The following is a 25439-nucleotide window of genomic DNA, read 5'->3' as shown; positions in this document are numbered from 1 at the left end:
CGATGAAAAATAAACGACTTCCTTTTCGGTTTGCAACCAAGCTGCTGGGTAGTGTACTCGTACTTATCGTGTGTTTCATCATCGCCATGATGTTTGGCGCAGAAGAAACGACATTTCGCAATCTGTGGCTGACCCTGACCTCTGCGACGAAGAACGATAATATTCTTATTCTGCGAGAGATCAGACTTCCACGGGAACTCGCTGCCATGCTGATTGGAGCGGCTCTCGCCGTCTCCGGAGGCATCATGCAAGGAATAACTCGCAATCCGCTGGCTGATCCTGGACTGCTTGGTCTGACTTCAGGGGCCAATATGGCACTCGCCCTGGCTTTTGTTTTTATGCCATCACTCGGATATTTTGGAATTATGGTTGCTTGTTTTGTTGGTGCTGCACTTGGAGCAGCTTTGGTTATTGTGCTTGGCTCGATGCGGAGGGGCAGCTTATCCCCTATCCGGGTAGTGCTAGCTGGGGCAGCGGTATCCGCTTTTATGTATGCCATCTCGGATGGTATCAGTATCTTTTTCAAAATTTCCAAGGATGTATCCATGTGGACTTCGGGAGGACTCATCGGAACGACATGGGGGCAGATTCAAGCTATTGCGCCTGTCATACTGATTGGTTTAGCTGTAGTTCCGTTTCTTTCCAACCAGATCAACATTCTTAGCTTGAGCGATGAAGTGGCGACTGGACTGGGGCAGAAGCTTGTACTCGTCAAAACTGTTCTGTTCCTGCTGGTCATCGTGCTTACCGGAGCGTCGGTTGCATTGATCGGAAATATGGCCTTTGTCGGCTTAATGATCCCGCATATTGTCCGCAAATTGGTAGGCACGGACTATCGGTATATTATACCCGTATCCATTTTTGCCGGAGCATCGTTTATGCTGCTTGCCGAAACACTGGGTCGAACGATAAATGCACCTTACGAAACACCGGTGGTCGCCATTGCTTCCATGCTTGGTTTACCTTTCTTCCTGTTCGTTGTGCGTAGAGGGGGCAAAGCATTCTCATGACAATGTCTGCGCGAATTCGCAAGCAACGAATGATTCTGCTCGTGTGTTTGCTGCTGATCCTCATTACGGCTGTGGTAGGTATGAGCTGGGGTTATTCCTCGTTGTCTTTCAAAAGGGTAATTCCGGTGTTATTTGGCCAAGGCACATTCAAAGAAGACTTTGTTCTGTTTTCGGTCCGATTACCTCGAATTTTTATTACATTACTAGCTGGTATGGCGCTTGCGCTGTCAGGCTCTATTTTGCAAAGTATTACGCGTAATGATTTGGCCGATCCAGGCATCATCGGAATCAATTCAGGTGCAGGTGTTGCTGTTGCGATCTTCTTTCTGTATTTCCCGATTGAAGCGGGCACGTTCGTTTATATGTTGCCGTTAGCTGCTTTTATCGGTGCATTACTGACTGCGGCGCTCATCTATCTGTTCTCCTATAGTCGGACCAAGGGACTTGATCCCATAAAAATGGTGCTGGTCGGGGTTGGATTCTCGATGGCGCTGTCAGGCATCATGATCGTCATTATCTCTTCCGCGGAGCGTTCCAAGGTCGACTTTATTGCCAAATGGATATCCGGAAACATATGGGGGGCAGACTGGCCATTCATATGGGCTTTGCTGCCTTGGCTGATTGTGTTAATCCCGCTTACTTTGTTCAGAACCAGACGGCTTGATCTGATGGGGTTGAACGAAGAAACAGCGATCGGAGTGGGTTTGAAGCTTGAGCGGGAACGCTTGGTACTCATGGTGATTGCTGTTGCAGCAGCCGCATCTGCTGTATCGGTTACGGGAGGGATCGCGTTTATCGGTTTGATGGCTCCACACATCGCCAAAGCGCTGGTCGGTCCACGTAATTCGTTATTTATTCCTGTTGCCGTTCTGCTTGGAGGCTGGCTTCTATTAATTGCCGATACGGTTGGGCGCAACCTGGTTGACCCTGATGGAATTGCAGCTGGAATTATAGTCTCCCTAATCGGTGTGCCGTATTTTGTCTATTTATTATTGAAGAAATAATCTAAAAAAGTTTTAGACTAATTCAATACTTAGCTAATCAGGCTATCTTTTTGTCGTCAAGACAAGGGATGGCCTTTGTTTGTAGTTTTGACGGTGGAGGGTGAACTCAGGCAACCCAATATGACTTGATTTGTGTGATAAGATAAAATAGGCACAGTTTAAACCGATTCTAAAAGATAGGTGGAATTACCATGACAGATGTGGGCCAATTAGCTTCAATATTTGCAGATCATTCTTATAAAATAGATGGAATCAATCGATTGGTTTTGCAACCCAAAAGTATATTGCGTGAATTCAGAACATTAAATCATGGATTTCTTTTTGTGGTACGGGGAGAAGCCAGTATGTCAGTAGATGGAACTTTATACGAGTTACAGCCCGGGTCTGTTTTTCATGCAGCACCTGGCATGCAGCTGGACTCACAAGTGAAAGGCCATTCGGAGTATGAATATTATTTACTATTTTATAGTTTTGACCAATTGGAAAAGGGCGACAGTGTTCAGGAATGCGACTCTCATTTCAAATTGGAATCCGGTGCCAATCCAAGGGTTGTTGAATTACTGGTCATGCTGCAGGAACAATTGCACGCGCAGGGGGGAATTGGCAAACTGCGAGTCAAAGAATTATTTTTGAGCATCATGGTTCAGGTTTTTACAGGCTGCAGTCAACGGGAAAGTGGAACTTCGCCGAGTGAAAAGGTGATTGAGCAAGCCATCTCTTATATACATGGACATTACATGAATCTGCTGACACTGGATGAGCTAGCAGAGTTACATGGCATGAGTTCAAAGCGTTTCTCATACTTTTTTCACAAATACACGGGATTCCGCCCAATTGACTATGTCATCCATTATCGCATGGAGAGGGCAGGGGAGCTGCTGAAATCAGGTAGTTATTTGATTCGCGATGTTGCGATCAGTGTTGGTTATACCAATCCGCTCTATTTCAGTCGAATTTTTAAAAGTAAATTTGGTGTTTCTCCTTCGGAATACATGCATCTTGATTAAGCCTCCATTAGACAATAGTACATCCCAAATTGGTGATTTGTGCATTCGCATTTTCAATGATCCTTGCTATAGTATTAAATGATAATGAGAATCATTATTATATAAGGTTGGAAGGTTGACTGAGATGAATACAATAAAAGCTCTTTTTTCTCTCGATGCGTCCTCGGCCGTTCTAACCATGCAGGAATAAATTGAAGAATGTTGGACAAACCAATTCGGAAATGAGGGTATTCAAGATGAAAGATCATGAAGTGTTTGATGTAACGATTATTGGTGGTGGGCCTGCCGGATTATTTTCATCTTTTTATAGCGGTTTGCGTGAAATGAAAACCAAAATCATTGAATTTCAGCCCTATCTGGGCGGTAAGGTGCATGTGTATCCTGAAAAAATGATCTGGGATATAGGGGGATTACAACCCGTTCCGGGCGCACAACTAATCGAACAAATGGTCAATCAGGGGCTGACTTTCCAGCCAGAGGTTGTTCTTGGAGAAAAGGTCACGTCCATATCCAAGGATGAGCAAGGTCACTTCGTACTGCACACCGCTTCTGAGGAAAAACATTACTCCAAAACTGTGATTTTAGCTATTGGTGGAGGAATTCTGAAGCCGATTAAACTGGAAATTGAAGGTGCAGAACGTTTCGAGGTTACGAACTTACATTATACAGTCAAATCGCTGTCCCGTTTCAAGGACAAAACGGTTCTGATCTCGGGTGGTGGTAATGCGGCGATTGATTGGGCAAACGAGCTTGCCCTTATTGCCAAACAAGTCTATTTAACGTATCGGAAAGATACGCTGAAAGGCCATGAAGCTGAAATATCACGTCTTGAGAACAGTTCAGTCGTATGCCTGCTTAATACAACGATTGAGAAGCTGATCGCTACAGACGATCATCAACAGATTGAGACAGTTGTGCTGAAACGTAATGAGGACGGAGCTTCATTGGAGCTGGCCGTGGATGAGGTCATCATTAACTACGGTTATGAGCGGGACAAGGAATTGCTGGTGAATAGTCATATTAAAATTGATATGAAGGATCATTGGATCGCAGGCACACCAGTCAGCGAAACATCTGTTCCAGGCATTTTTGCTGCGGGAGATATTTTGCATCATGAAGGGAAGCTTCATTTGATCGCAGGAGCGTTCCAGGACGCAGCCAATGCCGTGAACAAAGCCAAACTATACGTAACACCCGAAGCCAATACACATGGAATGGTTTCCTCACACAATGACTTGTTCACGCAGAAAAACCGTGAGCTGATGAAGCATCTATACACCAAATAAAATACACAAACTAAAATGGTCATCATAAAAATCTTCGTTCAATATCAAAAAAGCCGCTCACCGTCAGCATGACGAGGAGCGGTTTCTTTTTCACAAGCCGACGATCTCGTCGGTCTGCTTAATTAATTAGTGTAAGGCTCATGTTTTAGCGTTTAACCGCTTCTCCAGCGAATACTTCAACGTTCATTGGAGCGGCCATGAATGCTGCTGCTTGTTGAACGAAAGCCTGGAAATGGGCGCTAGCATTATGGGAAGCTGTAGCGGCTTCGTCTTTCCACAGCTCAATCATCGTGTAGTGATGTTCGCGTTCAGTACTTTTGGCGAGATCATAGCTGATGTTGCCTTCTTCATTACGTGTTGCAGGGATCAGCACTTTTGTAGCTTCCAAAAAAGCTTGTTCCTGGTCTGGTTTAACTTGCAAGTGAGCGTGAATGATAATCATAATATTCAACCTCCATTAGTGTATTTAGAATGTTGTTATTGTTTGAAATGTAACTGGTGCTGGAGCACGTAAAACATTGACTGATATTATGCCCAAGTCGTAATTGTCTCAACAGGCAGACGGTAGGAAGGGTGACCTTCTTTGGCCGATTTACCGATCGAGATCAGCATAACGGGTTGGTAACGATCTTTATCCATACCGAATGCTTCAGCAATTTGATCTTTCTCATAACCACCGATTGGGTTAGTATCATAACCATGAGCACGTGCAGCGAGCATCAATTGCATGGAAGCCAGACCTGCGTCAATCAGATTGACATCGCGAAGAGCGGAAGCGGGCATATTTTCGTAATAAGGCATTACAGTTTTGAGCTGCATATCCTTGACTTCCTGTGGCATATAACCAAGCTCTACCGCTTTACCAAAAATTTCGTCCATGTACTCGACATTGTTCATATCAATAAATACACCAACGACTGCTGCGGAAGTCAAAACCTGATTTTGGTTGAATCTAGCGAGAGGAGCAAGCTTTTCTTTGCCTTCAGCCGTATCTACAACGAGAAAACGCCAAGGTTGCAAATTGATGGAAGATGGGGCGCGAGAAGCTTCTGACAGAATTTCTGTCATTTCTTCACGGCTGATTTTGACTTCAGGATCGTATAGTTTTACAGACCGGCGGCCGTAAGTAATTTCGTTAAAATCATTTGTCTTTTGAAAAGTGCTTTGGAATGTACTCATGTATGATTCTCTCCTCTATATATGGGTTTAGAAATTGTTTTGCATTCGTTCCAGGAAATCGGCGAGAGCGTAAACTTCATCTTCGTTGAACCCCTGTAAAATCTGGTTAATATAATTGGTTTTCTCTGCCTTGTAGCCTTCAATCTGCTTCCGACCATGGTCCGTCAGACTAACAAACGTTACCCGGTTATCATCGGGATTTTTACGTCTCGTGACCATCAGGTCCGCCTCAAGCTGTTTCAAGTGACGTGTGATTGCAGCACTATCGATGTTGATGATTTTCTGGAGCATGGACTGGTTAATCTCGTCCACCTGATCCAACTCATGCAAAATCTCAAAGCGAGAGGAACTGATACCAGTACAGCGTTCGAATTTGGGACTAATTTTATTCCCCAGTACGTTCAGCAGATTGATAATCTGCTCTTCTTTGGAAACAATACGTGTCATGACTAGACCTCCCGGGTGAATCTCGACCATGAACAACGGCTTATGTGAACAAAATACATAAAGTTGCCATTATACAGTGCCATTGCTTAGTCAGTGAAATATGCTAAGTTAATCTTTGACGTATCAATATTTGATGCATCAATCATTGATGGCTCAATTAATATATCATGAGTATTTTGATTTTGCAACAGGGTAGTCATGAGAAGATAAATCCATCTATTCCAAAGCGAAAGTCTTCTTAGTTCCGTAGGTGTAGGTTATCCAATTAAGTAACTATATATCGATTTCCTGCTGGACGATATATCATGTGGGAGGGCTGCCGAGTCGGTTCAGTTGATCAAGGATTAGAGTGATGAGTCTCTTTGCAATGCATTAGACTTTCCTATATACTTCAAGCTATTGATCAATTAATTACTAATGAATGGAGGCGTGATTACCATGGCTAAAGATGCAGCGGTGTCGGTTAATCGACGTAGTGATATCATATCCGCAGCTATTGAGGTGTTTGCTGAAATCGGCTATTTTCGGGCGACCACAGCTCAAGTAGCAGAAAGGGCAAATATTTCGCAACCGTATATCTTTCGTTTTTTTAAAAGTAAAGAGGCTTTGCTTCTAACAGCGCTGGAGGTATCTTGGACGCGAGTAATTGATTCATTCCGAGCGGTGGTGGAGACAGCTACTCCAGATCAATTGGAGAACGAGTTAACAGAAGCCTATGAGGAGATTCTTAAATCTCACAAGAACGAAATTTTGCTGCAAATGCAGGCTCAGACGATTCAGGAGGAAGTCATCCGTCAAGCCATGCAAAAAGGGTTTACTGAGGTGCGAGATATGGTATTGGAAGCTTTCACAGCAGCAGGCAGTGCCAATCCAAAGCAAAGAACGTTAATATTCCTGGCAATTGGCATGTTATGTAATATATCGACCTCACTGCATATGCCAGAGCTTATGGATAGATAGAAAGGGAAGCATCCCTTTTTGCATTTTAGTTATTGATCAATCACTAAGTATACGTTATATTGTGTTTAAGTAAGTAATTGATCAATAACTAATTGAGAGAAAGAGGTTGAGATGAAATGAACAGAGCAATCGTAGTTGGGGCAACAGGTGGAACGGGGGCAGCAATTACAGAGGAATTGATTAAACGTGGCATTTCTACAACCATTTTTGGTCGCTCACGTCAAAAACTGGAGCAACTTGCGGTAAAGCTTGGTTCCCCTGATTACCTTCAAATCGCTGTGGGAGATGCGTTCCGACCTGATGATATAGTAGCTGCTTCACTAGGAGCTGATGTAATGTTTCACTGTGCGAATGTACCTTATAACGAAATGGAGAGTAAGCTGATCCCTTTGGGTGAATCCGTTATGGAGGCGGCAGAACAACTGGGCCTGAAGGTGGTCGTCATTGACGGGATTTATCCTTATGGCAGAAGACAAATGAAAGAAGTGACTGAAGAACATCCAAAGCAGCCGCATACTCGAAAAGGCAAAACTCGACTTGCCTTTGAGCAGATGTTATTTAGCGGTCAATGGCGCAAAGCGCAAGTGATGATTGTTCGATTGCCTGATTATTATGGCCCTACTGCCAATCAGGCTTCATACCTGGGGTCTACGCTTGAAGCAATAGCGGAAGGGAAAATGACTTTTTTTATCGGAACTATGAAAACGCCACGAGAATATGTCTATTTGCCAGATGCGGCGGTCATGGTTGTGGAGTTGGCGAGCAGAGATGATGCCTACGGGCAGAACTGGAATATTCCTGGTACTGGCGTAATATCGGGCAAGGAAATCGTACGTATTGCACAACAGGTCGCGGGTAAAGCGAAACCGGTCATAGCCCTCGGCAAAACAGGACTTTCGCTGCTTGGATTGGCCGTACCGGTAATGAAAGAAATTGTTGAAATGTTATATTTGACAGAAGAACCGCTGGTGTTGAGTAAAACGAAATACGAGGCCAACATTGGGCCGGTGAAGATGACTTCTTTTGAAGAAGGGATTACACAGACGATAGGTGAGCTGCAAAAGAAATAATTGTGTTATGTTCAATTGTAATTGATCAATCAATAATTAAAATACTTTATGACTCGGTTAATGCTTACGACCTAAACCCAAATGATGCATGGTGATATGACTTCATTAATGGGCGGTGCACAAGACCTGTCCTAGACATAGAGTGTAGTATTGCAAAAGCGGAGAATTGATACGGTGTACAAGGAGGGGGGATTTTCTTGTGAGCTATATATCCAAAAAGGAGCGCAAAATGTCCTCCATCAGTACAACCAGACGCAAATTAAAAAAAGCAGGCACTCGCGTTTCTAAAAAAGGAAAAGTCAAATGTAAATCTAAAAAGAAGCTTACGCTAAAAAAGAAAAGAGCACTCAGATCCAGATGTCGTGTGCTTCGTGGACCGAGGGGATATAGAGGGTTTCAAGGAAAAACAGGAGCGATTGGAGCTACGGGAACCACAGGAGCTATGGGATTAGCAGGTAAGATGGGGAGTACGGGAGCTACTGGCTTGATAGGAATAACAGGATTGACTGGAGTAACAGGTAAAGCTGGTGGCCGGGGAGTTACAGGAAGTACAGGGGTAACTGGGTCAACCGGAATCCCAGGCATAACTGGTGTGACAGGTGCAACAGGAATTACTGGTGATCCAGGAGTCACAGGTGCAACAGGCTCGACAGGGGTAACAGGAGCGATGGGCGATCCTGGGGTGACCGGAGTGACAGGTAATACAGGTTCGACCGGAGCTACCGGAGCTGTGGGAGCAATGGGCACAACAGGTGTAACCGGCGTAACTGGAATGGGAGCTACGGGAGTAACGGGTAACACAGGTAGCACAGGAGTGACGGGTACGACAGGTATAACTGGGTCCACAGGCGACCCTGGAGAAACAGGCGTTACAGGTACCGCAGGTGTGACTGGGGCAACTGGAGCTATCGGAAGCGCAGGAGCTACGGGAGCCACCGGCGCGACGGGTCTTACTGGGATAACCGGTACGACCGGAGCAACTGGAACAGGAACGACTGGGGCCACTGGTACAACAGGATCTACGGGTATAACTGGTGTGACCGGCGATCCTGGAGTGACCGGAATTACAGGCGTTACAGGTTCGACTGGAGCAACTGGAGCCGTTGGAGCAATGGGCACAACAGGTGTAACTGGAACCACAGGTAGCACTGGAGTGACAGGTGTTACAGGTAATACAGGTGTGACTGGGGCTACTGGAGTAACGGGGCTTGATGGGGTAACTGGTGCAACCGGGGCAACGGGAACGACAGGTGCGACTGGCTTAGCTGGGATAACCGGTACGACAGGATCAACGGGAACAACAGGAACCAGCGGCGCGACAGGATCTGCTGGGGTAACAGGTGTGACAGGTGCAACCGGAACAGGAACAACTGGAGCCACCGGCGTGACGGGATCAACGGGTGTAACCGGAGGAACGGGGCTTGATGGGGTAACTGGTGCAACCGGCGCAACGGGAACGACAGGTACGACGGGCTTAGCTGGGGTCACCGGTACGACAGGATCAACTGGGGTAACAGGTGAGACAGGCGCAACCGGGACGGGAACGACTGGGGCCACCGGAGCCACAGGATCTACGGGTATAACAGGTGCGACAGGCGCCATCGGAACAGGAACAACTGGAGCTACAGGAGCAACGGGTCTTACTGGAGTAACTGGTGAGACAGGTGCAACCGGAAACGGAGCAACGGGTTTAACAGGTGAAACTGGTGTGACAGGTGCAGCGGGGCTTACTGGTGAAACAGGTGTGACTGGAGCAACCGGAATTGGAGTCATGGGAGCTACCGGAGCCACAGGTACGACAGGGTCTACTGGGGTAACTGGTCCAACAGGCGAAACCGGAACGGGAACAACAGGAACTACTGGTGCAACGGGTTCAACTGGGGCCACCGGCGCAACAGGATTTACAGGTGCAACAGGTGTGACAGGCGCTACCGGAGCCACAGGTACGACAGGGTTTACTGGTGAAACTGGTGCAACCGGCGCGACGGGTTCAACAGGTGTAACTGGTGCGACAGGTTCCACCGGAACAGGAACAACTGGGGCCACCGGCGCAACAGGATTTACAGGTGCAACAGGTGTGACAGGCGCTACCGGAGCCACAGGTACGACAGGTTTTACTGGTGAAACTGGTGCAATCGGCGCGACGGGTTCAACAGGTGTAACTGGTGCGACAGGTTCCACCGGAACAGGAACAACTGGTGCAACCGGCGCGACGGGTTTAACAGGTGCGACAGGCGCAACCGGAACGGGAACAATGGGAGCTACTGGTGCAACGGGTCTTACTGGTGAAACAGGTGTGTCAGGCGCAACCGGGGCTACCGGAACAACTGGAGTCACCGGTGAGACAGGATCTACGGGTATAACAGGTGCAACGGGGTTTACTGGAGCTACTGGAGCAACAGGATTTACAGGTGCAACAGGTGTGACTGGTGCAACCGGAGTAGGAGTTACCGGGGCTACCGGCGCGACGGGTTCAACTGGGGTAACTGGTGCGACAGGTGCCACCGGAACAGGAACAACCGGAGCTACCGGAGCAACGGGTCTTACTGGAGTAACTGGTGAGACAGGAGCAACCGGGACCGGAACGACAGGAGTCACCGGAGCAACAGGATTTACAGGTGCAACAGGTGTGACTGGCACAACCGGAATAGGAATCACGGGAGCCACAGGTACGACAGGGTCTAGTGGTGAAACTGGTGCGGCAGGCGCAACCGGAACCGGAGTTACAGGAGCCACCGGCGCAACGGGAACGGGAACAACTGGGGCCACCGGCGCAACAGGATTTACAGGTGCAACAGGTGAGACAGGTGCCACCGGAACAGGAACAACAGGAGCTACCGGAGCAACGGGTCTTACTGGAGTAACTGGTGAGACAGGTGCCACTGGAACAGGAACAACGGGAGCCACCGGAGCAACGGGTCTTACTGGGGTAACTGGTGCAACAGGCGCCACCGGAACCGGAGCTACGGGAGTCACAGGTGCGACGGGTTCAACTGGTGTAACCGGAGTGACAGGAGCAACAGGAGCAACGGGAACAGGAACGACAGGCTCTACTGGTGCAACGGGTTTAACAGGTGTAACTGGTGAAACAGGTGTGACTGGAGCAACCGGAATTGGAGTCACCGGAGCAACGGGACTTACTGGAGTAACTGGTGCTACAGGCGCAACGGGTACAGGAACAACTGGAGCTACTGGTGCAACGGGCTTAACTGGGGTAACAGGTGAGACAGGTGCCACCGGAACGGGAACAACGGGAGCTACTGGTGCAACGGGTCTTACTGGGGAAACAGGTGCGACAGGCGCCACCGGAACGGGAACAACGGGAGCTACTGGTGTAACGGGTCTTACTGGGGAAACAGGTGAGACAGGTGAGACAGGTGCAACCGGAGTAGGAGTCACCGGGGCTACCGGCGCCACAGGCGCGACGGGTTCAACTGGGGTAACAGGTGCGACAGGTGCAACCGGGACAGGAACAACTGGGGCCACCGGCGCAACAGGATTTACAGGTGCAACAGGTGTGACAGGCGCAACCGGAGTAGGAGTCTCCGGGGCTACTGGAACTACCGGAGCAACGGGTCTTACTGGAGTAACAGGTGCGACAGGCGAAACCGGAACGGGAACAACTGGAGCCACTGGTGCAACGGGGCTTACAGGAGTAACCGGTGAGACAGGTGCCACCGGAACGGGAACAACGGGAGCTACTGGTGCAACGGGACTTACTGGTGAAACAGGTGTGACTGGAGCAACAGGAATTGGAGTCACCGGAGCTACCGGAGCAACGGGTCTTACTGGTGAAACAGGTGAGACAGGTGCCACCGGAACGGGAGCTACAGGGGCCACGGGAGCAACGGGTCTTACTGGAGTAACAGGTGCGACAGGCGAAACCGGAACGGGAACAACTGGAGCCACTGGTGCAACGGGGCTTACTGGAGTAACTGGTGAAACAGGTGCAACAGGAACCGGAACGACAGGAGCCACAGGCGCGACGGGACTTACTGGTGCGACAGGCGCAACCGGAGTTACAGGAGCCACAGGATCTACTGGAGTAACAGGTACGACAGGAGCCACGGGAACAACAGGAGCTACTGGTGCACCGGGGCTTACTGGTGAAACTGGTGCGACAGGTGCCACCGGAGTAGGAGTCACCGGATCTACTGGTGTGACCGGTGTAACAGGTGTAACTGGAGTAGGAGTCACCGGGGCTACTGGAACTACCGGAGCCACAGGCACGACAGGATCTACTGGGGAAACAGGTGCGACAGGTGCAACGGGAACAGGAACAACAGGAGCTGCTGGAGCAACAGGTTTTACTGGAGTGACAGGTACGACAGGAGCCACCGGAACGGGAACGACCGGCGCCACAGGTGCAACAGGGCTTACTGGGGTAACTGGTGCGACAGGAACCACCGGAACCGGAGCTACGGGAGCCACAGGTGCAGCGGGTCTTACTGGAGCTACCGGAGCAACGGGAACAGGAACGACAGGAGCTACAGGCGCGACGGGTTTAACAGGTGTAACAGGTGTGACAGGCGCCACGGGAACAGGAATAACAGGAGCTGCTGGAGCAACAGGTCTTACTGGAGTGACAGGTGCAACGGGCTTAACTGGGGTAACAGGTGAGACAGGGGCAACAGGAACCGGAACAACTGGAGCCACAGGCGCGACGGGTTTAACAGGAGTAACTGGTGTGACAGGGGCAACAGGAACGGGAACAACTGGAGCCACAGGCACGACGGGACTTACTGGAGTAACTGGTGTGACAGGGGCAACCGGAACCGGAGCTACGGGAGCCACTGGTGCAACGGGTCTTACTGGGGTAACAGGTGTGACAGGGGTCACAGGAACAGGAACGACTGGGGCTACTGGTGCAACGGGTTCAACGGGTTCAACGGGTGTAACGAGTGCAACTGGTGCGACAGGAGCAACGGGAACGGGAACAACAGGCGCAACTGGGGCTACCGGGGCGACTGGAGTTACTGGATCCACAGGAGCCACAGGGGCTACGGGTGCATCAGGGCCCAATCTAGCTGCACAAGGATTTTCTGCATTTTTGGCTAATCTATCAACAACAACCAGTGCACAGTTAACCAACTGGAGCACAGCAAGTCCTTACTATGGTAATGCAAATTTTAATGCAACTACAGGCAATTACACGGCGCCAAATACTGGGACCTACTCGATTGTGGCAACAATCAATTTTTCTACAACTGCCGCGATCGCCATCTCATTGGGTGCTGGGGTCAATCCGGCGTTTCTGGTGCAAAGAACATCCCCCACTACGACTACATTGGTCAATGGACTATTGCCAATCCTGAATATTAGTGTAACGCTACTCACGTTGCGGGCAGTGCTTGGGAGTGGAGCCGTAACGCTAGCTGCGCAGGTTACGCTGAACGCAGGCGATGTGATCGGGTTGTTTTACGCAGCGAATGGATTAACGATTACTCTGAACTTGGGCATTGGAGCAACGAACGGTATTGTATGGTCAGTACACGAATTGACATGAGGTGTTGATTTTCAGCACCCCACCTATTTGAAAATAAGACAAAACGAAAACAGATCCGGGTTGGATCGACCGTTAATATCCAACCTGATCTGTCTTTTTTACATACAGGACGAAGCCATTAAAATTTGGTTTCGTTATAGTTAACAAGCATGTTAGATATTTTTAGATCTGATGACAAGAAATCTGTCGTGATATTCAAAAAAATGACTCCAACTCATATAATAACGCTAATCCTTATGAAAATGATGTAAGGGATTGAGCCGGAATCACCGTCTTTATCCATATGGTAAATGAATTAGGCTACTTTGAACTTATAGAATATCCATCAACAAAACAAATTATTACACCAACATAACATTAAACGAGCGGTTCGTAGCAGCATACGAGTGGACGTTGAAAGGGTTGATGAATGATGAGCCTTGAAACATTAAACCAACGAGTACAAGATGATCTGGCTTATCTCGCATATGGAGGTGCGGATTGGATTCGCCCTCGCGAACATGACGAAGGCCATATCTATGATGTCGTTATTGTAGGTGGTGGGCAGAGCGGTTTGGGGGCTGCTTTTGGATTCCTACGTGAGCGGATATCCAACATTCTGGTCATTGATGAAAATGCCGCAGGGTTGGAGGGACCTTGGGAAACTTACGCGCGTATGGTCACGTTACGTACACCAAAACATCTGACTTCCATTGATCTCGGTATTCCTTCGCTGACGTTTCGAGCATGGTGGGAAGCGCAAGCGGGTCCTTCGGGATGGGATGAGGTTGATAAAATTCCGCGCAGCGAATGGATGAACTATCTGCGTTGGTACAGGGATGTGCTTAAACTACCTGTCGTGAATGAAGTGAAACTGAGACTGATTGAACCTGCAGATGGAGGCTTACACCGGCTACACATTACGGGTGCAGGGGCTCCAAGTAATATGTTGCTGGCACGAAAGGTTGTCTTGGCTACGGGCATCCAGGGTGGTGGAGAATGGCATGTACCGCCGATGATCGCTGAGAAAGTACCTAGACATCTGTACGCTCACACGTCCGAGCTAATTGATTATGAACGGTTAAAAGGAAAAAGGATTGCCATACTTGGTGGCGGGGCGTCTGCCTTTGATAATGCCAACTTTGCACTTGCCACAGGCGTGGCTGAGGCTCACGTATTTGTGCGGCGGGAACAATTGCCAAGCGTTAACCCGATACGTCAGATGGAACAATCCGGTATGATCGAACGTTTTCACGTATTGTCGGACGAGGATAAGTATGCGACCATTTCCCATTTTTTTAAATACAATCAGCCACCAACCAATGATACCTTCAACCGGGCCGCTGCATGGCCAGGCTTCCAATTACATCTTCATGCGCCTTGGCTGGATGTACAGATGAAGGATGGGAAAGCGGTAGTGACTACGCCACAGGGCCAGCACTCCTTTGATTTTCTGGTCATCAGCACGGGTATGGTGAGTGATCCGTCACTGCGCCCCGAGCTCAGAATGGTGGAGGCACACATTGCACGCTGGGCAGACCGTTTTCAAGCTCCGATGGAACAAAGGAATGCATTACTTGACGCACATCCCTACCTTAGTCCCGGGTTTGCAATGACCAGCAGAGATGAGGAGGGACAGGTTAAACTGCGTGGGTTGTTTGTCTTTAACTACTCTGCACTTGCAAGTTGCGGCCTCTCTGCCTCGGCAATATCGGGGACAAAGAATGCTGTGCCGAAGTTGGTTTCAGCTGTAGCCGATCAGCTTTTCCTGGATGACCGTGAGCAGATCTTGGAGCAATTTTTGAAGTATAACGAACAGGAATTTACTGCGAGTTGGGTGAAGAGTGAAGTTGGAATCTGAGTATTCAAAATGACCGTACAGCGGAGTAAGATGCTGTACGGTTTTCCTTTTTCTAAAGTTACATTTACGGGTGCTTATATAATGCTGTAAAATATCGAATTATACAGCGTTAAGGCAGGCGATAGATTATTGTGAGAATCATGGATTATGAGGGGTTCAGAACTCATTTGAAGAAAGCGTCACGCAAACGAAATGAACCCTTGATCAAAATTGTGGCTTTTCAGGAAAAGTATATGAAGATTGATGAGATCCAATATTATGATGTAGAGCAGAACTATATGAGTGTTCAGGCGTGTAATACGCTGTGGATGAACTTGAAAGATAAATCGTTCCGCAATCTGGTGTCCCATGATCTGAAGTATTTCCAAACCATGGACAACCTCGGGCGTCATTCATTGGAAAATCTAATTAAAGAACTGTACGACATGGCTGTTCCAATTCTGCTGGATTATGATCCAAGTGATTTTTATAGTTTGCAGCAGTTGTCCGAAATTCTGGTGCTGGATGAGATGAAGCTAATAGAGAAATTGGAGATGGGGCGTTTCAAGGGAGCATTTATTAATGAAGAAGGAAATTGGGTAAAACCCAAACCAGACAGGGCTGAGCTATTCTTATAATTGAAAAAAGAGACTCGTGTCAATTCCACAATGACCGAATATCCATTCTGCAATGGTACGCCGAATACGGCTCATTGTAGTTTTTTTTTCATTAACGAATCTGTCAACGAAGAAGTCTTAGCCGTTTCGTTTCACGACGAAAGAGTCTCCGCGTGGTCCCGGTGCTCCTGGAATGGAAACAACCTGTTTTTGCTGAATCATGATACCTTTCTCTTTGGCAACGAAGCCGGGGGAGCAACCATTCAGGCGACAACATTTGAAGGTGACAGGCGTAATTTTTGCCATCTTGGAGATGGAACTTCCCACTGATGGGGCTTCTACAATCCACTCCGCGGATGATTGTTGGCCTGTATATTGCTGAACGGTGCGGAAAGTCCAACTTTGAGTCAGGTTATGGAGTGTGATACACCAGCGGGTACGATTGATTTTATAAATGGCAGCTCTGATCCGATCTCCTGGTGATACAGGAAAAGGGATGACCGTTTCAACGTCCGGAAGAATTTCCCACCAGGCATAATAACTAGCTTGGCCGTTAACCCAGTCATGGCCTGTTCCAGTCTGAATGAGATTGGAATTCTCGTATCCATCAATACCGATCCAGGCTGAGGAGTATGAGGACTTGGATGATGGTAGAACAAAGGGCACGTTCCATTCAGCCGAGATACGTCTGAATTTAGCTTTGTCACTCGCTCGGGCATAACCGCTCCAGTTGGAGGAAATCCACCCGAAGCGTAGTGAAGAATTTATTTTACCTGTATGAGGAATACAAGGTCTTCGGTGTTTATTTCTACTATTCGTCATACGGCCACCTCCCATGTGGAAATAGAGACGAAATCATTCGTTCGATATTATCAAATGCATGGAAGAAGAAAGAGGATATGGACATTCTGAAAAAGAAATAAGATTTGAACGATTTTGAACGATATTTAGGGTTGAATGCGATGTTTGATGTCTATTAAATGTCGAATGTTGATGGTTTTTGGATGTTTTTAAATTAATTTGAATGAAAATGATTGTTTTTTACGGATTTTATGTTACTATAAAAGCAGTTGGAGGAATGAAAATGCTAACTGAAGAACGATATGCTGCAATTATAGAGCGCTTACACGAAAGAGGAATTGTGAAACTGCAAGAGCTTGTCGATGTGCTTGGTGCTTCTGAATCAACAATACGGCGCGATTTGATTGATCTGGAGAGCCGTCAGATGCTGAAACGCATACATGGTGGTGCTGCTCTAGTGAATGAAAAGACGCCAGAACCAGGTATGGAAGAAAAAACGTTCAAAAACATTCAACAGAAAACGGCGATTGCTCGTTTAGCTGCGCAGGAGATCAACAATGGTGAATGTATCTATCTGGATGCAGGGACGACAACATTAGCCATGATTCCCTATATTGAAGCCAAGGACGTTACGGTAGTGACGAACGGGCTTTCTCATGTAGAAGCGCTGGTAAGTAAACGAATACGCAGCTATCTGCTTGGCGGAATGATGAAAATTCACACCAAAGCCGTGATTGGCAGTATCGCATTACAGAACATGGACAACTTCCGTTTTGATAAATGTTTTATTGGAACCAACGGAGTGGACGCCGAAATGGGGTATACAACTCCTGATCCGGAGGAAGCCTTGATTAAAAGGCGTGCACATCAATTGTCCGGTAAATCTTACGTGCTGGCTGATTCCAGCAAAATTGGAGAAATTACTTTTGCCAAACTGTTTGACCTTGAGGAGGCAGACTTGATCACAGAACGTATGCCGGAACACTGGCGCTCTGTAATCGCCGAGAAAACTAAAATAATTGAGGGATAGCCATGATATATACCGTAACACTTAACCCTTCCATTGATTACATCGTGGAAGTGCATGATCTGAAGCTTGGTGATTTGAATCGCATGAATCGGGACCTGAAACTTCCTGGAGGCAAAGGTATTAACGTATCGCGAGTGCTTAATCAACTGGGAGCCGAAAACACTGCACTCGGATTTCTGGGAGGGTTCACGGGCCGCTTCATTAATGACAAATTACAGGAAGATAAGATCCTGACGGATTTCGTTACCATCGCAGATGATACGCGGATTAACATCAAGCTGAAGCATGGAGACGAGACAGAGATTAACGGATTGGGACCAGCCATTCGACCAGAGGAAGTAGAAGAGTTGCTTAACAAGCTATCCGCACTGCAAAAAGGAGATATCGTCATTCTTTCGGGAAGTGTACCACCTTCGCTGGGAGCCGATTTCTACGATCGTCTGATCAACGTGTGCAAACAAACAAGTGCCGATTTTGTAATCGATACGACAGGCCCCGCTTTATTGGATGCTTTAGTACATGAACCGCTGCTGGTGAAGCCGAACCATCACGAACTGGCTGAACTTTTCGGGGTGACGATTGACTCTCAAGAGGAACTGGTGACGTATGGTCGCAAGCTTTTGGAAGCAGGTGCCAAACATGTGTTGATCTCCATGGCAGGAGAAGGAGCGCTGTTGATTACCAAAACAGATGTCTACCATGCGAGTGTGCCAAAAGGAGTCGTGAAGAACTCGGTCGGTGCTGGAGATTCCATGATCGGTGGATTCGTAGGGACATTTGGACTAAACGAAGACCTGCTTGAAGCGTTCCGAACAGGGGTTGCTTCGGGGAGTGCGACGGCTTTCTCGGATGATCTGGCAACTCGGGAACTCATTGAACAGCTGCGTACTCAAGTCACGATAACCCAAATATAGTCCGTACAAAATGAATGGAATGCATGCCCCTTTTAGAAGAGGGGATTCAATGGATAGCATATAACAGCGCAAGAAGTACAATTATAAGTCGGTCTACATCACAGAGGCCGACTGAATTTAAGGGAGTGTACCAAAATGAGAATAACAGACCTGATGATCCAGGAAACGATGATCATGGACCTGCAAGCCACAACGAAAGAAGAGGCTATCGATGAACTCATTGCAAGCTTAAACCGTAGCGGACGTATTAATGATCCAATTCTGTTTAAGGAAATGATTTATAAACGTGAAGCGGAATCCAGCACAGGGATCGGTGGCGGTATTGCCATGCCTCATGCCAAGACAACAGCAGTTAATGAACCAACAGTTGTATTCGCCAAGAGTCGAAAAGGTCTTGATTTTGAAGCACTTGATGATGAACCGGCCCATATTTTCTTCATGATTGCAGCTCCAGAAGGGGCGGCCAATACACATCTTCGTACACTTGCGGCTCTTTCCAGGCTGTTGATTGATAGCGATTTCATCTCGCAGCTGATGAGCACGGACACTCCTGAAGAAGTGACTGCATTATTCGATGCCAAACAGGCGGAGGAAGCGGAGAAAAAAGCTGCCAAAGAAAAAGCTGAAGCGGAAAAAGCAGCAAAAGCTGCAAATGGAACAAACGCTGTATCTGGCTCGGACAATGCGAATGGACAGAAGCAAAATACATCAGGCCTTATTGTTGGTGATGCGGCATCTGAAGATTTTGTCGTTGCAGTAACAGCATGCCCAACAGGTATTGCTCACACGTTCATGGCTGAAGACGCTCTCAAAAAGAAAGCACAGGAAATGGGCGTTAATATCCGCGTGGAAACCAACGGTTCCGAAGGAGCACAGAACGTACTGACAGCTGATGAAATCGCGCGTGCCAAAGGGGTTATCGTTGCGGCGGATAAAAATGTGGAAATGGCGCGCTTTGATGGCAAACCGGTATTGCAAAGACCTGTAAGTGATGGCATTCGCAAATCCGAAGAACTTATTCGTAAGGCAGTTAATGGGGACGCTCCGATCTACCGAAGCCAGGGCGGTAACGGTGGCAAGAGTGAAGGAGAAAACCAAGGCAAAGTGAGCATGGGCAGCAAGATTTATAAAGATTTGATGAACGGGATCTCGCATATGCTTCCATTTGTCGTGGGTGGCGGGATTTTGCTCGCTATATCCTTCTTGTTTGAACAAATTGCAAGTCCAGAAAATCCTATTGTGCAACTGCTGCAAACCATTGGTGGCGGGACTGGTGCATTCCACTTCCTGATTCCTGTTCTAGCCGGATTTATTGCGATGAGTATTGGTGATCGTCCGGCCCTGATGCCTGGTATGGTCGGTGGATTGATGGCCGTGAATTCAAACGCCGGTTTCCTTGGTGGTCTGGCTGCCGGTTTCCTGGCAGGTTACGTTGTAATTGGTCTGCGCAAGCTGTTTAAAGGACTACCTAAAGCAATTGATGGTTTGAAACCGATCCTGCTGTATCCTGTGTTCGGATTGCTTATCGTTGGTGCAATCAGTTTCTATGTCTTTGATCCAATCTTCGGTTCCCTTAACACATGGCTTGTAGATGCGCTTGGCAATCTGGGTACTGGAAATGCTGTATTGCTTGGCTTGCTGCTTGGTGGCATGATGTCCATCGATATGGGTGGACCGTTTAACAAAGCGGCTTATACGTTTGCTATCGGTGTATTCACATCGAGCGGCAATACGGATGGTGCTTGGATGGCAGCTGTTATGGCAGGCGGTATGGTACCGCCACTGGCGATTGCACTCGCTACAACGTTCTTCAAATCGAAATTTACGGAACAAGAACGTAAATCAGGTTTGACGAATTATGTGCTCGGATTTTCCTTCATCACAGAAGGTGCCATTCCATTTGCTGCGGCTGACCCGCTACGTGTCCTGACATCCTGTATTCTCGGTTCTGCTGTTGCAGGTGGACTGACTCAACTGTGGAGCATTAACGTACCTGCTCCGCATGGAGGAATTTTCGTTGCGGCACTGGCGAATCACGCATTACTCTTCCTGCTCGCTGTAGCAATCGGTGCAGTAATCTCCGGTCTGATTCTCGGACTATGGAAAAAATCGCCGACCGTTGTGAAATAAGTCAAAGAGTAAAGTTTCCTTAAAAGTTAAAAACAATCTCTATCTCATAGTTTGTTTAAAATAAGATGGCATCTTCTCAGTGAAATTTACTGGGGAGATGCTTTTTTATTTCGCTCCAGGTCATTCTGTGATAAGATATATATTATCAAAATAATGAAACTTAGTTTCATCTAATGAAACTTAAAGGAGGAGAGAGTATGTCTAATGATCAGATTAAAGGACAGGTGCGGAAACAATTTGCTAAAAATGCAGAGAAATATGTGACTAGTGCCGGTCATGCTAAGGGGGATGATCTGGCATTGCTTGTGGCTTCATCTCAGGCGAGCTCGGATATGAAGGTGCTGGATATTGCCACTGGAGGAGGACATGTTGCCAATGCGTTAGCTCCGCTTGTGGAGCAGGTTATCGCATTGGATCTAACAGATGAGATGTTACAAGTGGCTGAACGCTTTATCCGGGGAAACGGGCACCAGAATGTGGATTTTGTTGCAGGAGATGCTGAACATATCCCTTTCGAGGATGATTTCTTTGACCTTGTGACCTGTCGCATTGCTGCACACCATTTTCCAGACGTGCAATCCTTTGTATCAGAGGCGCTTCGGGTAATGAAACCTGGTGGCAGACTGTTATTAATTGATAATGTGGCACCTGAACGTGATGAGAGCGACCAATTTTACAATGAAATCGAGAAGTGGCGTGATGGAAGTCATGTCCGGGCATGGCGTAAAACGGAATGGATTCGGATGTTGGAGCTTGCCGGATTTCGAATGGAAACGATGGTTTCCTTTGAGAAACACTTTACATTTGAAGACTGGTGCATCAGGGCTGGACTTCCGGAGACGCAGAGTAAAGAGCTTGAAGCAAGCATGCTGAGCGCGCCATCTGTAATTAAGAAGTATTTCAATTTTGAAGTGACGCAGTCTGGCAGACTCGTTAGCTTCAAAGGAGAGAGTGTTTACATTCAGGCGGTAAAAGCGAAATAAGGTTTATTCGCATTATCATATTGATCCTTTGTAGGAGCAATAGTTAAAGTGAGCAAAAGCAAAATCAAAAAAGGCAGAGGTCCCGTGTAAGGGACTTCTGCTTTTTTAATCGTTACACAATCAAATCAAGGCTTCAGTATAACTTTGGTACATTCGTCTTCGTGTTCGTAGAAAATCCGGTAAGCTTCCTTCGCATTTTCCAGCGCAATGCGGTGGGAGATGATCTCGGTAGGGTCGAATTCGCCAGCCGTGATTTTGCGGAAAAGCTCCGGCATATAGTGAATGACAGGAGCTTGTCCCATTCTAAGGTTAATGTTTCGTTCAAACAGATTGCCTAGGGGGAACATGTTATAGGACGAGCCGTAAACCCCCGTCAGTTGCATCGTCCCGAATTTGCGTACAGCCTTGATGCCGATTTCAATCGCACTCAATGAACCGCCATGAATTTTCAGCTTCTGTCCGATTTCCTCCAAAGTGGATTTCTTGCCATCCATGCCTACACAGTCGATGACAACATCCGCTCCGCCTCGGGTTATTTCGCGAATATGTTCACCCATATCATCGTAATCTTCGAAATTAAATACTTCGGAATCATTCATTCGTTTGGCTTTTTCCAGTCGATATGGAAGACGATCCACTGCAATTACTCGCTTGGCTCCTTTCATCCAAGCGAATTTTTGTGCCATAAGACCAATCGGTCCGCTGCCCAATACGGTTACAGTGTCTCCTGGCTTCACCCCAGCATTCTCAACACTCCAGTACGCAGTAGGAAGCACATCGGACAGGAATAACAGAGCTTCATCCTCCAGTTCACATGATTCGGGAATGACAAAAGGCATGAAATTCCCATAAGGAACACGCAAAAATTCAGCCTGACCGCCAGGATAATTTCCGTACCGTTCCGTGAAGCCAAAATAACCTCCGGTATGAACCTCCGGATTGCGGTTCGAGTTATCGCACTGGCTCTCCATGTCGTGATTGCAATAAAAACATTCGCCGCAGGAGATGTTAAATGGTAACACCACACGATCTCCTTTTTTTACTCGCGTTACCTCGGGCCCCACTTCCTCAACAATGCCCATAGGCTCATGACCGATGACATAATCCTTTTGGGCGGGCAGTGCTCCCTGATATATATGTAGATCTGATCCACATATGGCTGTAGAAGTAATACGGACGATGATGTCATCCTTTTGCTGTAATCTCGGGTCTTCAACCTCTTTTACTTGAATATCCTTGGTTCCTTGAAAAGTAACGGCTTTCATCTTTATATTCCACCTCCGTATTGGGATTATTTAACTTTTAACCGATTTGCCTCTATTTGATAGAGGTGTAGCTCCACTAAACAACGGGCCATTTTTCTTTACGCAATGCATGAAGTAGTTCAGGGGAAGCGTTCAGGTTGTCACGTACAAGCTCTTCCGGGGTTAATGCCATCCATTGATTTAGGGAGATATCCTCAAACCGATCACTTCTAAACATCTCCAAAAACCATAACGTGTCGGTGCCTGTATTCTGAATATAATGCCCCATAGCTACAGGTACGTATCCAACATCTCCAGCCCGATAGTCAAATGTGCGTGCAATGCCATTCCCTCCAAAAACCGTCATCCTTCCTTGCCCAGTCAAATAGTATTGCCATTCATCCGCATTAGGATGCCAGTGAAGCTCGCGCATACCTCCAGGCTTTATTTCCACGAGTGCTGCGGCAACGGTTGTGGAGATCGGAAAGTTGGTGGAGTCTACAATGCGCACACTGCCTCCTGGTGTAATGATCGGTTTTTGGGCTAACAGCCGATGTTTGAAGGAGAGTGGAACTGTGCCATAGGGGGACTGAACTTCCTGGCTAGCGAGGGAACCAGGGACCTGATCCTGAAAAATGTAAACCTGTTCTTTTGGCATGGATTGGAATGCAGATTCGGGTACGCCAAAATTGACGGATAACACCTCTGGTGGCGTATGTGCAAACCAATCAGAGATGGATAATGTATTCAGATCGGAAAAGGACCCATCATCAAAAACAAGCAAAAACTCACACCCATCAGCTAAGCCCTGAATGGAATGCGGCAGACCTTTTGGAAAAAACCACAGATCTCCCGGCCCCACATCTGCAATAAAATTACGTCCTTGCTGATCCACGGACGTAATTCGTGCCGTCCCCCAGATCATATACGCCCATTCCGATTGTTGATGCCAGTGCAGCTCTCTTACACCTCCAGGTGTAAGACTCATATTTACACCGGCCAGTGTCGTAGCGATGGGCAGGTCCCGTACTGTAATTTCGCGGGACCAACCGCCATGGTTCAACTGCATATGTGTATCGGAAAAAGACATTCTCAGGTTGGGTAATAAGCCGTTGTCGGTTTCCGGAGGCACCAGCATATCCGGATTTTGTAAATCTCTCATCACATCCCGAGGTCCCAGATCGGGTCCTCCGGCACCGTCTTTTCGTATTGGCTGCGGTATAATTAATGGCTTGCCATTGTTGTTGTTTTCATTTTTCATATGCAGATTCCTCCAGTTCATACTTCATCCCATGACAGATGTCGGTATAGAGAAGTTATGAACCAGAGCCTGTCAATTATGAGGGACGGGGAATTATATCCAAAGTACAGAAGAAAGCTCAGACACTTTTTTTGCTTACTGGATCAGTCTTGGAGTCAAGCTGCAAAAATTCATGCTCATAAATTTCATGCACTCTGTTCAAAATGGCTGGGCCTTGCTCTGTAAACCGGAGATTAGTGGGTTTGTTTTTCATCAGAAACGTACCGGATGTAAGACTGGTTTGCGCAATGGCAGCCTTATACAGCAGAGAAGCTCCGTGACTTGGATGTGGGAAGAACAGCTTCATGATTGGTTTGATATAAAAGGGTAGTCCGGATGTTTTGTTACCTCTGAGTGTATTGTTGCCTCCAGGGTCCACGCTGAGTAACCGGATTCCCTTAGCCGCTGGGGAAGCGGCAGCTTCGCGTGTCCATAAAGACAGTGCGAGCTTCGAAGTCGCATAAGGACCGAACAACTTTTTGAACTCGGCTGGATGTTCCAGGATGTCCAGGTTAAACTGTTTGACCATATTGAACGCACTGGTGGATGTATTAATAACGGTTTTCAAGGTGCTTTTGTGAAGGAGATCCTGTAGTTCCATGTAAATGATGTACGGCACCACGGTCTGTAATTCAAAGTGCATTTCATGCCCCTGATCGGACAAACGGAGATCATTACCGCTACCTCCGGCATTATTAAACAATACATCTATGGAATCCGTTTCGGATTTAATCTGGTTGAATGCTTTTCTCAGACTATCGTACTGCGTAAGGTTAGCTTGAACCCAACGGAGCTGGCCAGAGCGCAATCCGTCCTGAATATCACTGTCTTCCTTCGGAAAAGCGGAACGATTGAGGCCGATAACCTGCCAGCCTTCGGCTAACAAACTGCGGGTCAGTTCAAGACCGATTCCCGAAGTTGATCCTGTAATTAAGGCTGTATGACGTGTATGGTTTGAATTCATATAAATACCTCCTGAGTGATGGGATGACAGAGCCAATCTGTCTAATGCGCTCATTCTATAATTTGGAGTCGACTCCAAGTCAAGCGTACTGTTGGTTTATATTTTAAATTTTTAGGATGTAGTATCGATGAACTCAAAACAACCTTGACTTGGAGCTGACTCCAAGTT

General features: G+C 47.4%; 20 protein-coding genes. 13 read left to right on the top strand and 7 right to left on the bottom strand.

The window, feature by feature from the left end; all coding sequences use genetic code 11:
* The first annotated feature begins 2 nt into the window (after positions 1–2).
* The 4 genes from MHB84_RS02960 (at position 3) to MHB84_RS02945 (ending at position 4307) form a co-directional block, all read left to right on the top strand.
* The gene (locus MHB84_RS02960) at positions 3–1010 is read left to right on the top strand and encodes a FecCD family ABC transporter permease (protein WP_072735887.1); all 1008 of its coding nucleotides are present in this window, start codon (positions 3–5) and stop codon (positions 1008–1010) included.
* Positions 1007–2014: a FecCD family ABC transporter permease gene (locus MHB84_RS02955; RefSeq protein WP_076289769.1), complete on the top strand. Its 1008-nt coding sequence runs from the start codon at positions 1007–1009 to the stop codon at positions 2012–2014. Before MHB84_RS02960 ends, MHB84_RS02955 begins: the two co-directional genes overlap by 4 nt.
* A 191-nt stretch (positions 2015–2205) precedes the next feature.
* Positions 2206–3021, top strand: coding sequence for a helix-turn-helix domain-containing protein (locus MHB84_RS02950; protein WP_076289768.1), 816 nt, complete (start codon positions 2206–2208; stop codon positions 3019–3021).
* Positions 3022–3257: 236 nt separating this feature from the next.
* Complete coding sequence (locus tag MHB84_RS02945; RefSeq protein WP_076289767.1) at positions 3258–4307, top strand: NAD(P)/FAD-dependent oxidoreductase; 1050 nt, start codon at positions 3258–3260, stop codon at positions 4305–4307.
* Positions 4308–4452: 145 nt separating this feature from the next.
* Here the strand turns inward: MHB84_RS02945 and MHB84_RS02940 are convergent, their stop codons facing one another.
* The 3 genes from MHB84_RS02940 to MHB84_RS02930 form a co-directional block, all read right to left on the bottom strand.
* Positions 4453–4749: a putative quinol monooxygenase gene (locus MHB84_RS02940; RefSeq protein WP_053783565.1), complete on the bottom strand. Its 297-nt coding sequence runs from the start codon at positions 4747–4749 to the stop codon at positions 4453–4455.
* Between the two features lie 86 nt (positions 4750–4835).
* Entirely contained in the window at positions 4836–5486 is a 651-nt protein-coding gene (locus MHB84_RS02935) for a nitroreductase family protein (protein ID WP_076289766.1), read from the bottom strand.
* 27 nt (positions 5487–5513) lie between these two features.
* Positions 5514–5933 carry a MarR family winged helix-turn-helix transcriptional regulator gene (locus tag MHB84_RS02930; RefSeq protein WP_076289765.1) on the bottom strand — a complete coding sequence of 140 codons (420 nt, stop codon included), beginning with the start codon at positions 5931–5933 and terminating at the stop codon, positions 5514–5516.
* A 438-nt stretch (positions 5934–6371) separates the two neighbouring features.
* Between MHB84_RS02930 and MHB84_RS02925 the strand changes: the two genes are divergently transcribed.
* The 5 genes from MHB84_RS02925 to MHB84_RS02905 all read left to right on the top strand — a co-directional run bounded on the left by MHB84_RS02925 (position 6372) and on the right by MHB84_RS02905 (position 15926).
* Complete coding sequence (locus MHB84_RS02925) at positions 6372–6893, top strand: TetR/AcrR family transcriptional regulator (RefSeq protein ID WP_076289764.1); 522 nt, start codon at positions 6372–6374, stop codon at positions 6891–6893.
* 116 nt (positions 6894–7009) lie between these two features.
* Entirely contained in the window at positions 7010–7963 is a 954-nt protein-coding gene (locus MHB84_RS02920) for an NAD-dependent epimerase/dehydratase family protein (RefSeq protein WP_076289763.1), read from the top strand.
* Between the two features lie 1771 nt (positions 7964–9734).
* A complete protein-coding gene (locus MHB84_RS02915) occupies positions 9735–13469 on the top strand; it encodes a collagen-like protein (RefSeq protein WP_445322120.1) in 3735 nt (1244 codons plus the stop codon).
* Positions 13470–13881: 412 nt separating this feature from the next.
* A complete protein-coding gene (locus tag MHB84_RS02910) occupies positions 13882–15309 on the top strand; it encodes an FAD/NAD(P)-binding protein (protein ID WP_076292094.1) in 1428 nt (475 codons plus the stop codon).
* 167 nt (positions 15310–15476) lie between these two features.
* On the top strand, positions 15477–15926 hold the full coding sequence (locus MHB84_RS02905) for a hypothetical protein (RefSeq protein ID WP_099853612.1): 450 nt from the start codon (positions 15477–15479) through the stop codon (positions 15924–15926).
* 117 nt (positions 15927–16043) lie between these two features.
* On the opposite strand, the gene MHB84_RS02900 is transcribed toward MHB84_RS02905, so the two are convergent.
* Positions 16044–16727 carry a G1 family glutamic endopeptidase gene (locus tag MHB84_RS02900; RefSeq protein ID WP_076292092.1) on the bottom strand — a complete coding sequence of 228 codons (684 nt, stop codon included), beginning with the start codon at positions 16725–16727 and terminating at the stop codon, positions 16044–16046.
* A gap of 262 nt (positions 16728–16989) precedes the next feature.
* Here MHB84_RS02900 and MHB84_RS02895 point away from each other — a divergent pair, with 262 nt between their 5' ends.
* The 4 genes from MHB84_RS02895 (at position 16990) to MHB84_RS02880 (ending at position 21763) form a co-directional block, all read left to right on the top strand.
* Complete coding sequence (locus MHB84_RS02895) at positions 16990–17736, top strand: DeoR/GlpR family DNA-binding transcription regulator (protein ID WP_076292091.1); 747 nt, start codon at positions 16990–16992, stop codon at positions 17734–17736.
* 2 nt (positions 17737–17738) lie between these two features.
* Positions 17739–18650: a 1-phosphofructokinase gene (pfkB, locus tag MHB84_RS02890; protein ID WP_076292090.1), complete on the top strand. Its 912-nt coding sequence runs from the start codon at positions 17739–17741 to the stop codon at positions 18648–18650.
* A 135-nt stretch (positions 18651–18785) separates the two neighbouring features.
* Complete coding sequence (locus tag MHB84_RS02885) at positions 18786–20780, top strand: PTS fructose transporter subunit IIABC (protein ID WP_076292089.1); 1995 nt, start codon at positions 18786–18788, stop codon at positions 20778–20780.
* A gap of 197 nt (positions 20781–20977) precedes the next feature.
* Complete coding sequence (locus MHB84_RS02880; RefSeq protein WP_076292088.1) at positions 20978–21763, top strand: class I SAM-dependent methyltransferase; 786 nt, start codon at positions 20978–20980, stop codon at positions 21761–21763.
* 125 nt (positions 21764–21888) lie between these two features.
* Here the strand turns inward: MHB84_RS02880 and MHB84_RS02875 are convergent, their stop codons facing one another.
* The 3 genes from MHB84_RS02875 to MHB84_RS02865 form a co-directional block, all read right to left on the bottom strand.
* Positions 21889–23028 (bottom strand): zinc-dependent alcohol dehydrogenase, encoded by a 1140-nt coding sequence (locus tag MHB84_RS02875; protein ID WP_076292087.1) that lies wholly within the window; start codon positions 23026–23028, stop codon positions 21889–21891.
* A 76-nt stretch (positions 23029–23104) separates the two neighbouring features.
* Positions 23105–24268, bottom strand: a complete 1164-nt coding sequence (locus tag MHB84_RS02870) for an oxalate decarboxylase family bicupin (protein ID WP_076292086.1) — start codon at positions 24266–24268, stop codon at positions 23105–23107.
* A gap of 118 nt (positions 24269–24386) precedes the next feature.
* The gene (locus MHB84_RS02865; protein WP_076292085.1) at positions 24387–25271 is read right to left on the bottom strand and encodes an SDR family NAD(P)-dependent oxidoreductase; all 885 of its coding nucleotides are present in this window, start codon (positions 25269–25271) and stop codon (positions 24387–24389) included.
* Positions 25272–25439 lie beyond the last annotated feature (168 nt).

Source organism: Paenibacillus sp. FSL F4-0087, assembly GCF_038020215.1.
Classification (GTDB): Bacteria; Bacillota; Bacilli; order Paenibacillales; family Paenibacillaceae; genus Paenibacillus; species Paenibacillus taichungensis.
Note: the sequence above shows the minus strand (reverse complement) of the source record. Positions and strands in the feature narration are given on the sequence as shown.

Excerpts from the sequence above, each read along its gene's own strand:
- MHB84_RS02950 (WP_076289768.1), top strand. The coding sequence starts at position 2,206 with ATGACAGATGTGGGCCAATTAGCTTCAATATTTGCAGATCATTCTTAT.
- pfkB (WP_076292090.1), top strand. The coding sequence starts at position 17,739 with ATGATATATACCGTAACACTTAACCCTTCCATTGATTACATCGTGGAA.
- MHB84_RS02885 (WP_076292089.1), top strand. The coding sequence starts at position 18,786 with ATGAGAATAACAGACCTGATGATCCAGGAAACGATGATCATGGACCTG.
- MHB84_RS02930 (WP_076289765.1), bottom strand. The coding sequence starts at position 5,933 with ATGACACGTATTGTTTCCAAAGAAGAGCAGATTATCAATCTGCTGAAC.
- MHB84_RS02870 (WP_076292086.1), bottom strand. The coding sequence starts at position 24,268 with ATGAAAAATGAAAACAACAACAATGGCAAGCCATTAATTATACCGCAG.
- MHB84_RS02910 (WP_076292094.1), top strand. The coding sequence starts at position 13,882 with ATGAGCCTTGAAACATTAAACCAACGAGTACAAGATGATCTGGCTTAT.
- MHB84_RS02880 (WP_076292088.1), top strand. The coding sequence starts at position 20,978 with ATGTCTAATGATCAGATTAAAGGACAGGTGCGGAAACAATTTGCTAAA.
- MHB84_RS02915 (WP_445322120.1), top strand. The coding sequence starts at position 9,735 with ATGGGAGCTACCGGAGCCACAGGTACGACAGGGTCTACTGGGGTAACT.
- MHB84_RS02925 (WP_076289764.1), top strand. The coding sequence starts at position 6,372 with ATGGCTAAAGATGCAGCGGTGTCGGTTAATCGACGTAGTGATATCATA.
- MHB84_RS02945 (WP_076289767.1), top strand. The coding sequence starts at position 3,258 with ATGAAAGATCATGAAGTGTTTGATGTAACGATTATTGGTGGTGGGCCT.
- MHB84_RS02895 (WP_076292091.1), top strand. The coding sequence starts at position 16,990 with ATGCTAACTGAAGAACGATATGCTGCAATTATAGAGCGCTTACACGAA.
- MHB84_RS02920 (WP_076289763.1), top strand. The coding sequence starts at position 7,010 with ATGAACAGAGCAATCGTAGTTGGGGCAACAGGTGGAACGGGGGCAGCA.
- MHB84_RS02875 (WP_076292087.1), bottom strand. The coding sequence starts at position 23,028 with ATGAAAGCCGTTACTTTTCAAGGAACCAAGGATATTCAAGTAAAAGAG.
- MHB84_RS02940 (WP_053783565.1), bottom strand. The coding sequence starts at position 4,749 with ATGATTATCATTCACGCTCACTTGCAAGTTAAACCAGACCAGGAACAA.
- MHB84_RS02960 (WP_072735887.1), top strand. The coding sequence starts at position 3 with ATGAAAAATAAACGACTTCCTTTTCGGTTTGCAACCAAGCTGCTGGGT.
- MHB84_RS02955 (WP_076289769.1), top strand. The coding sequence starts at position 1,007 with ATGACAATGTCTGCGCGAATTCGCAAGCAACGAATGATTCTGCTCGTG.
- MHB84_RS02900 (WP_076292092.1), bottom strand. The coding sequence starts at position 16,727 with ATGACGAATAGTAGAAATAAACACCGAAGACCTTGTATTCCTCATACA.
- MHB84_RS02935 (WP_076289766.1), bottom strand. The coding sequence starts at position 5,486 with ATGAGTACATTCCAAAGCACTTTTCAAAAGACAAATGATTTTAACGAA.
- MHB84_RS02865 (WP_076292085.1), bottom strand. The coding sequence starts at position 25,271 with ATGAATTCAAACCATACACGTCATACAGCCTTAATTACAGGATCAACT.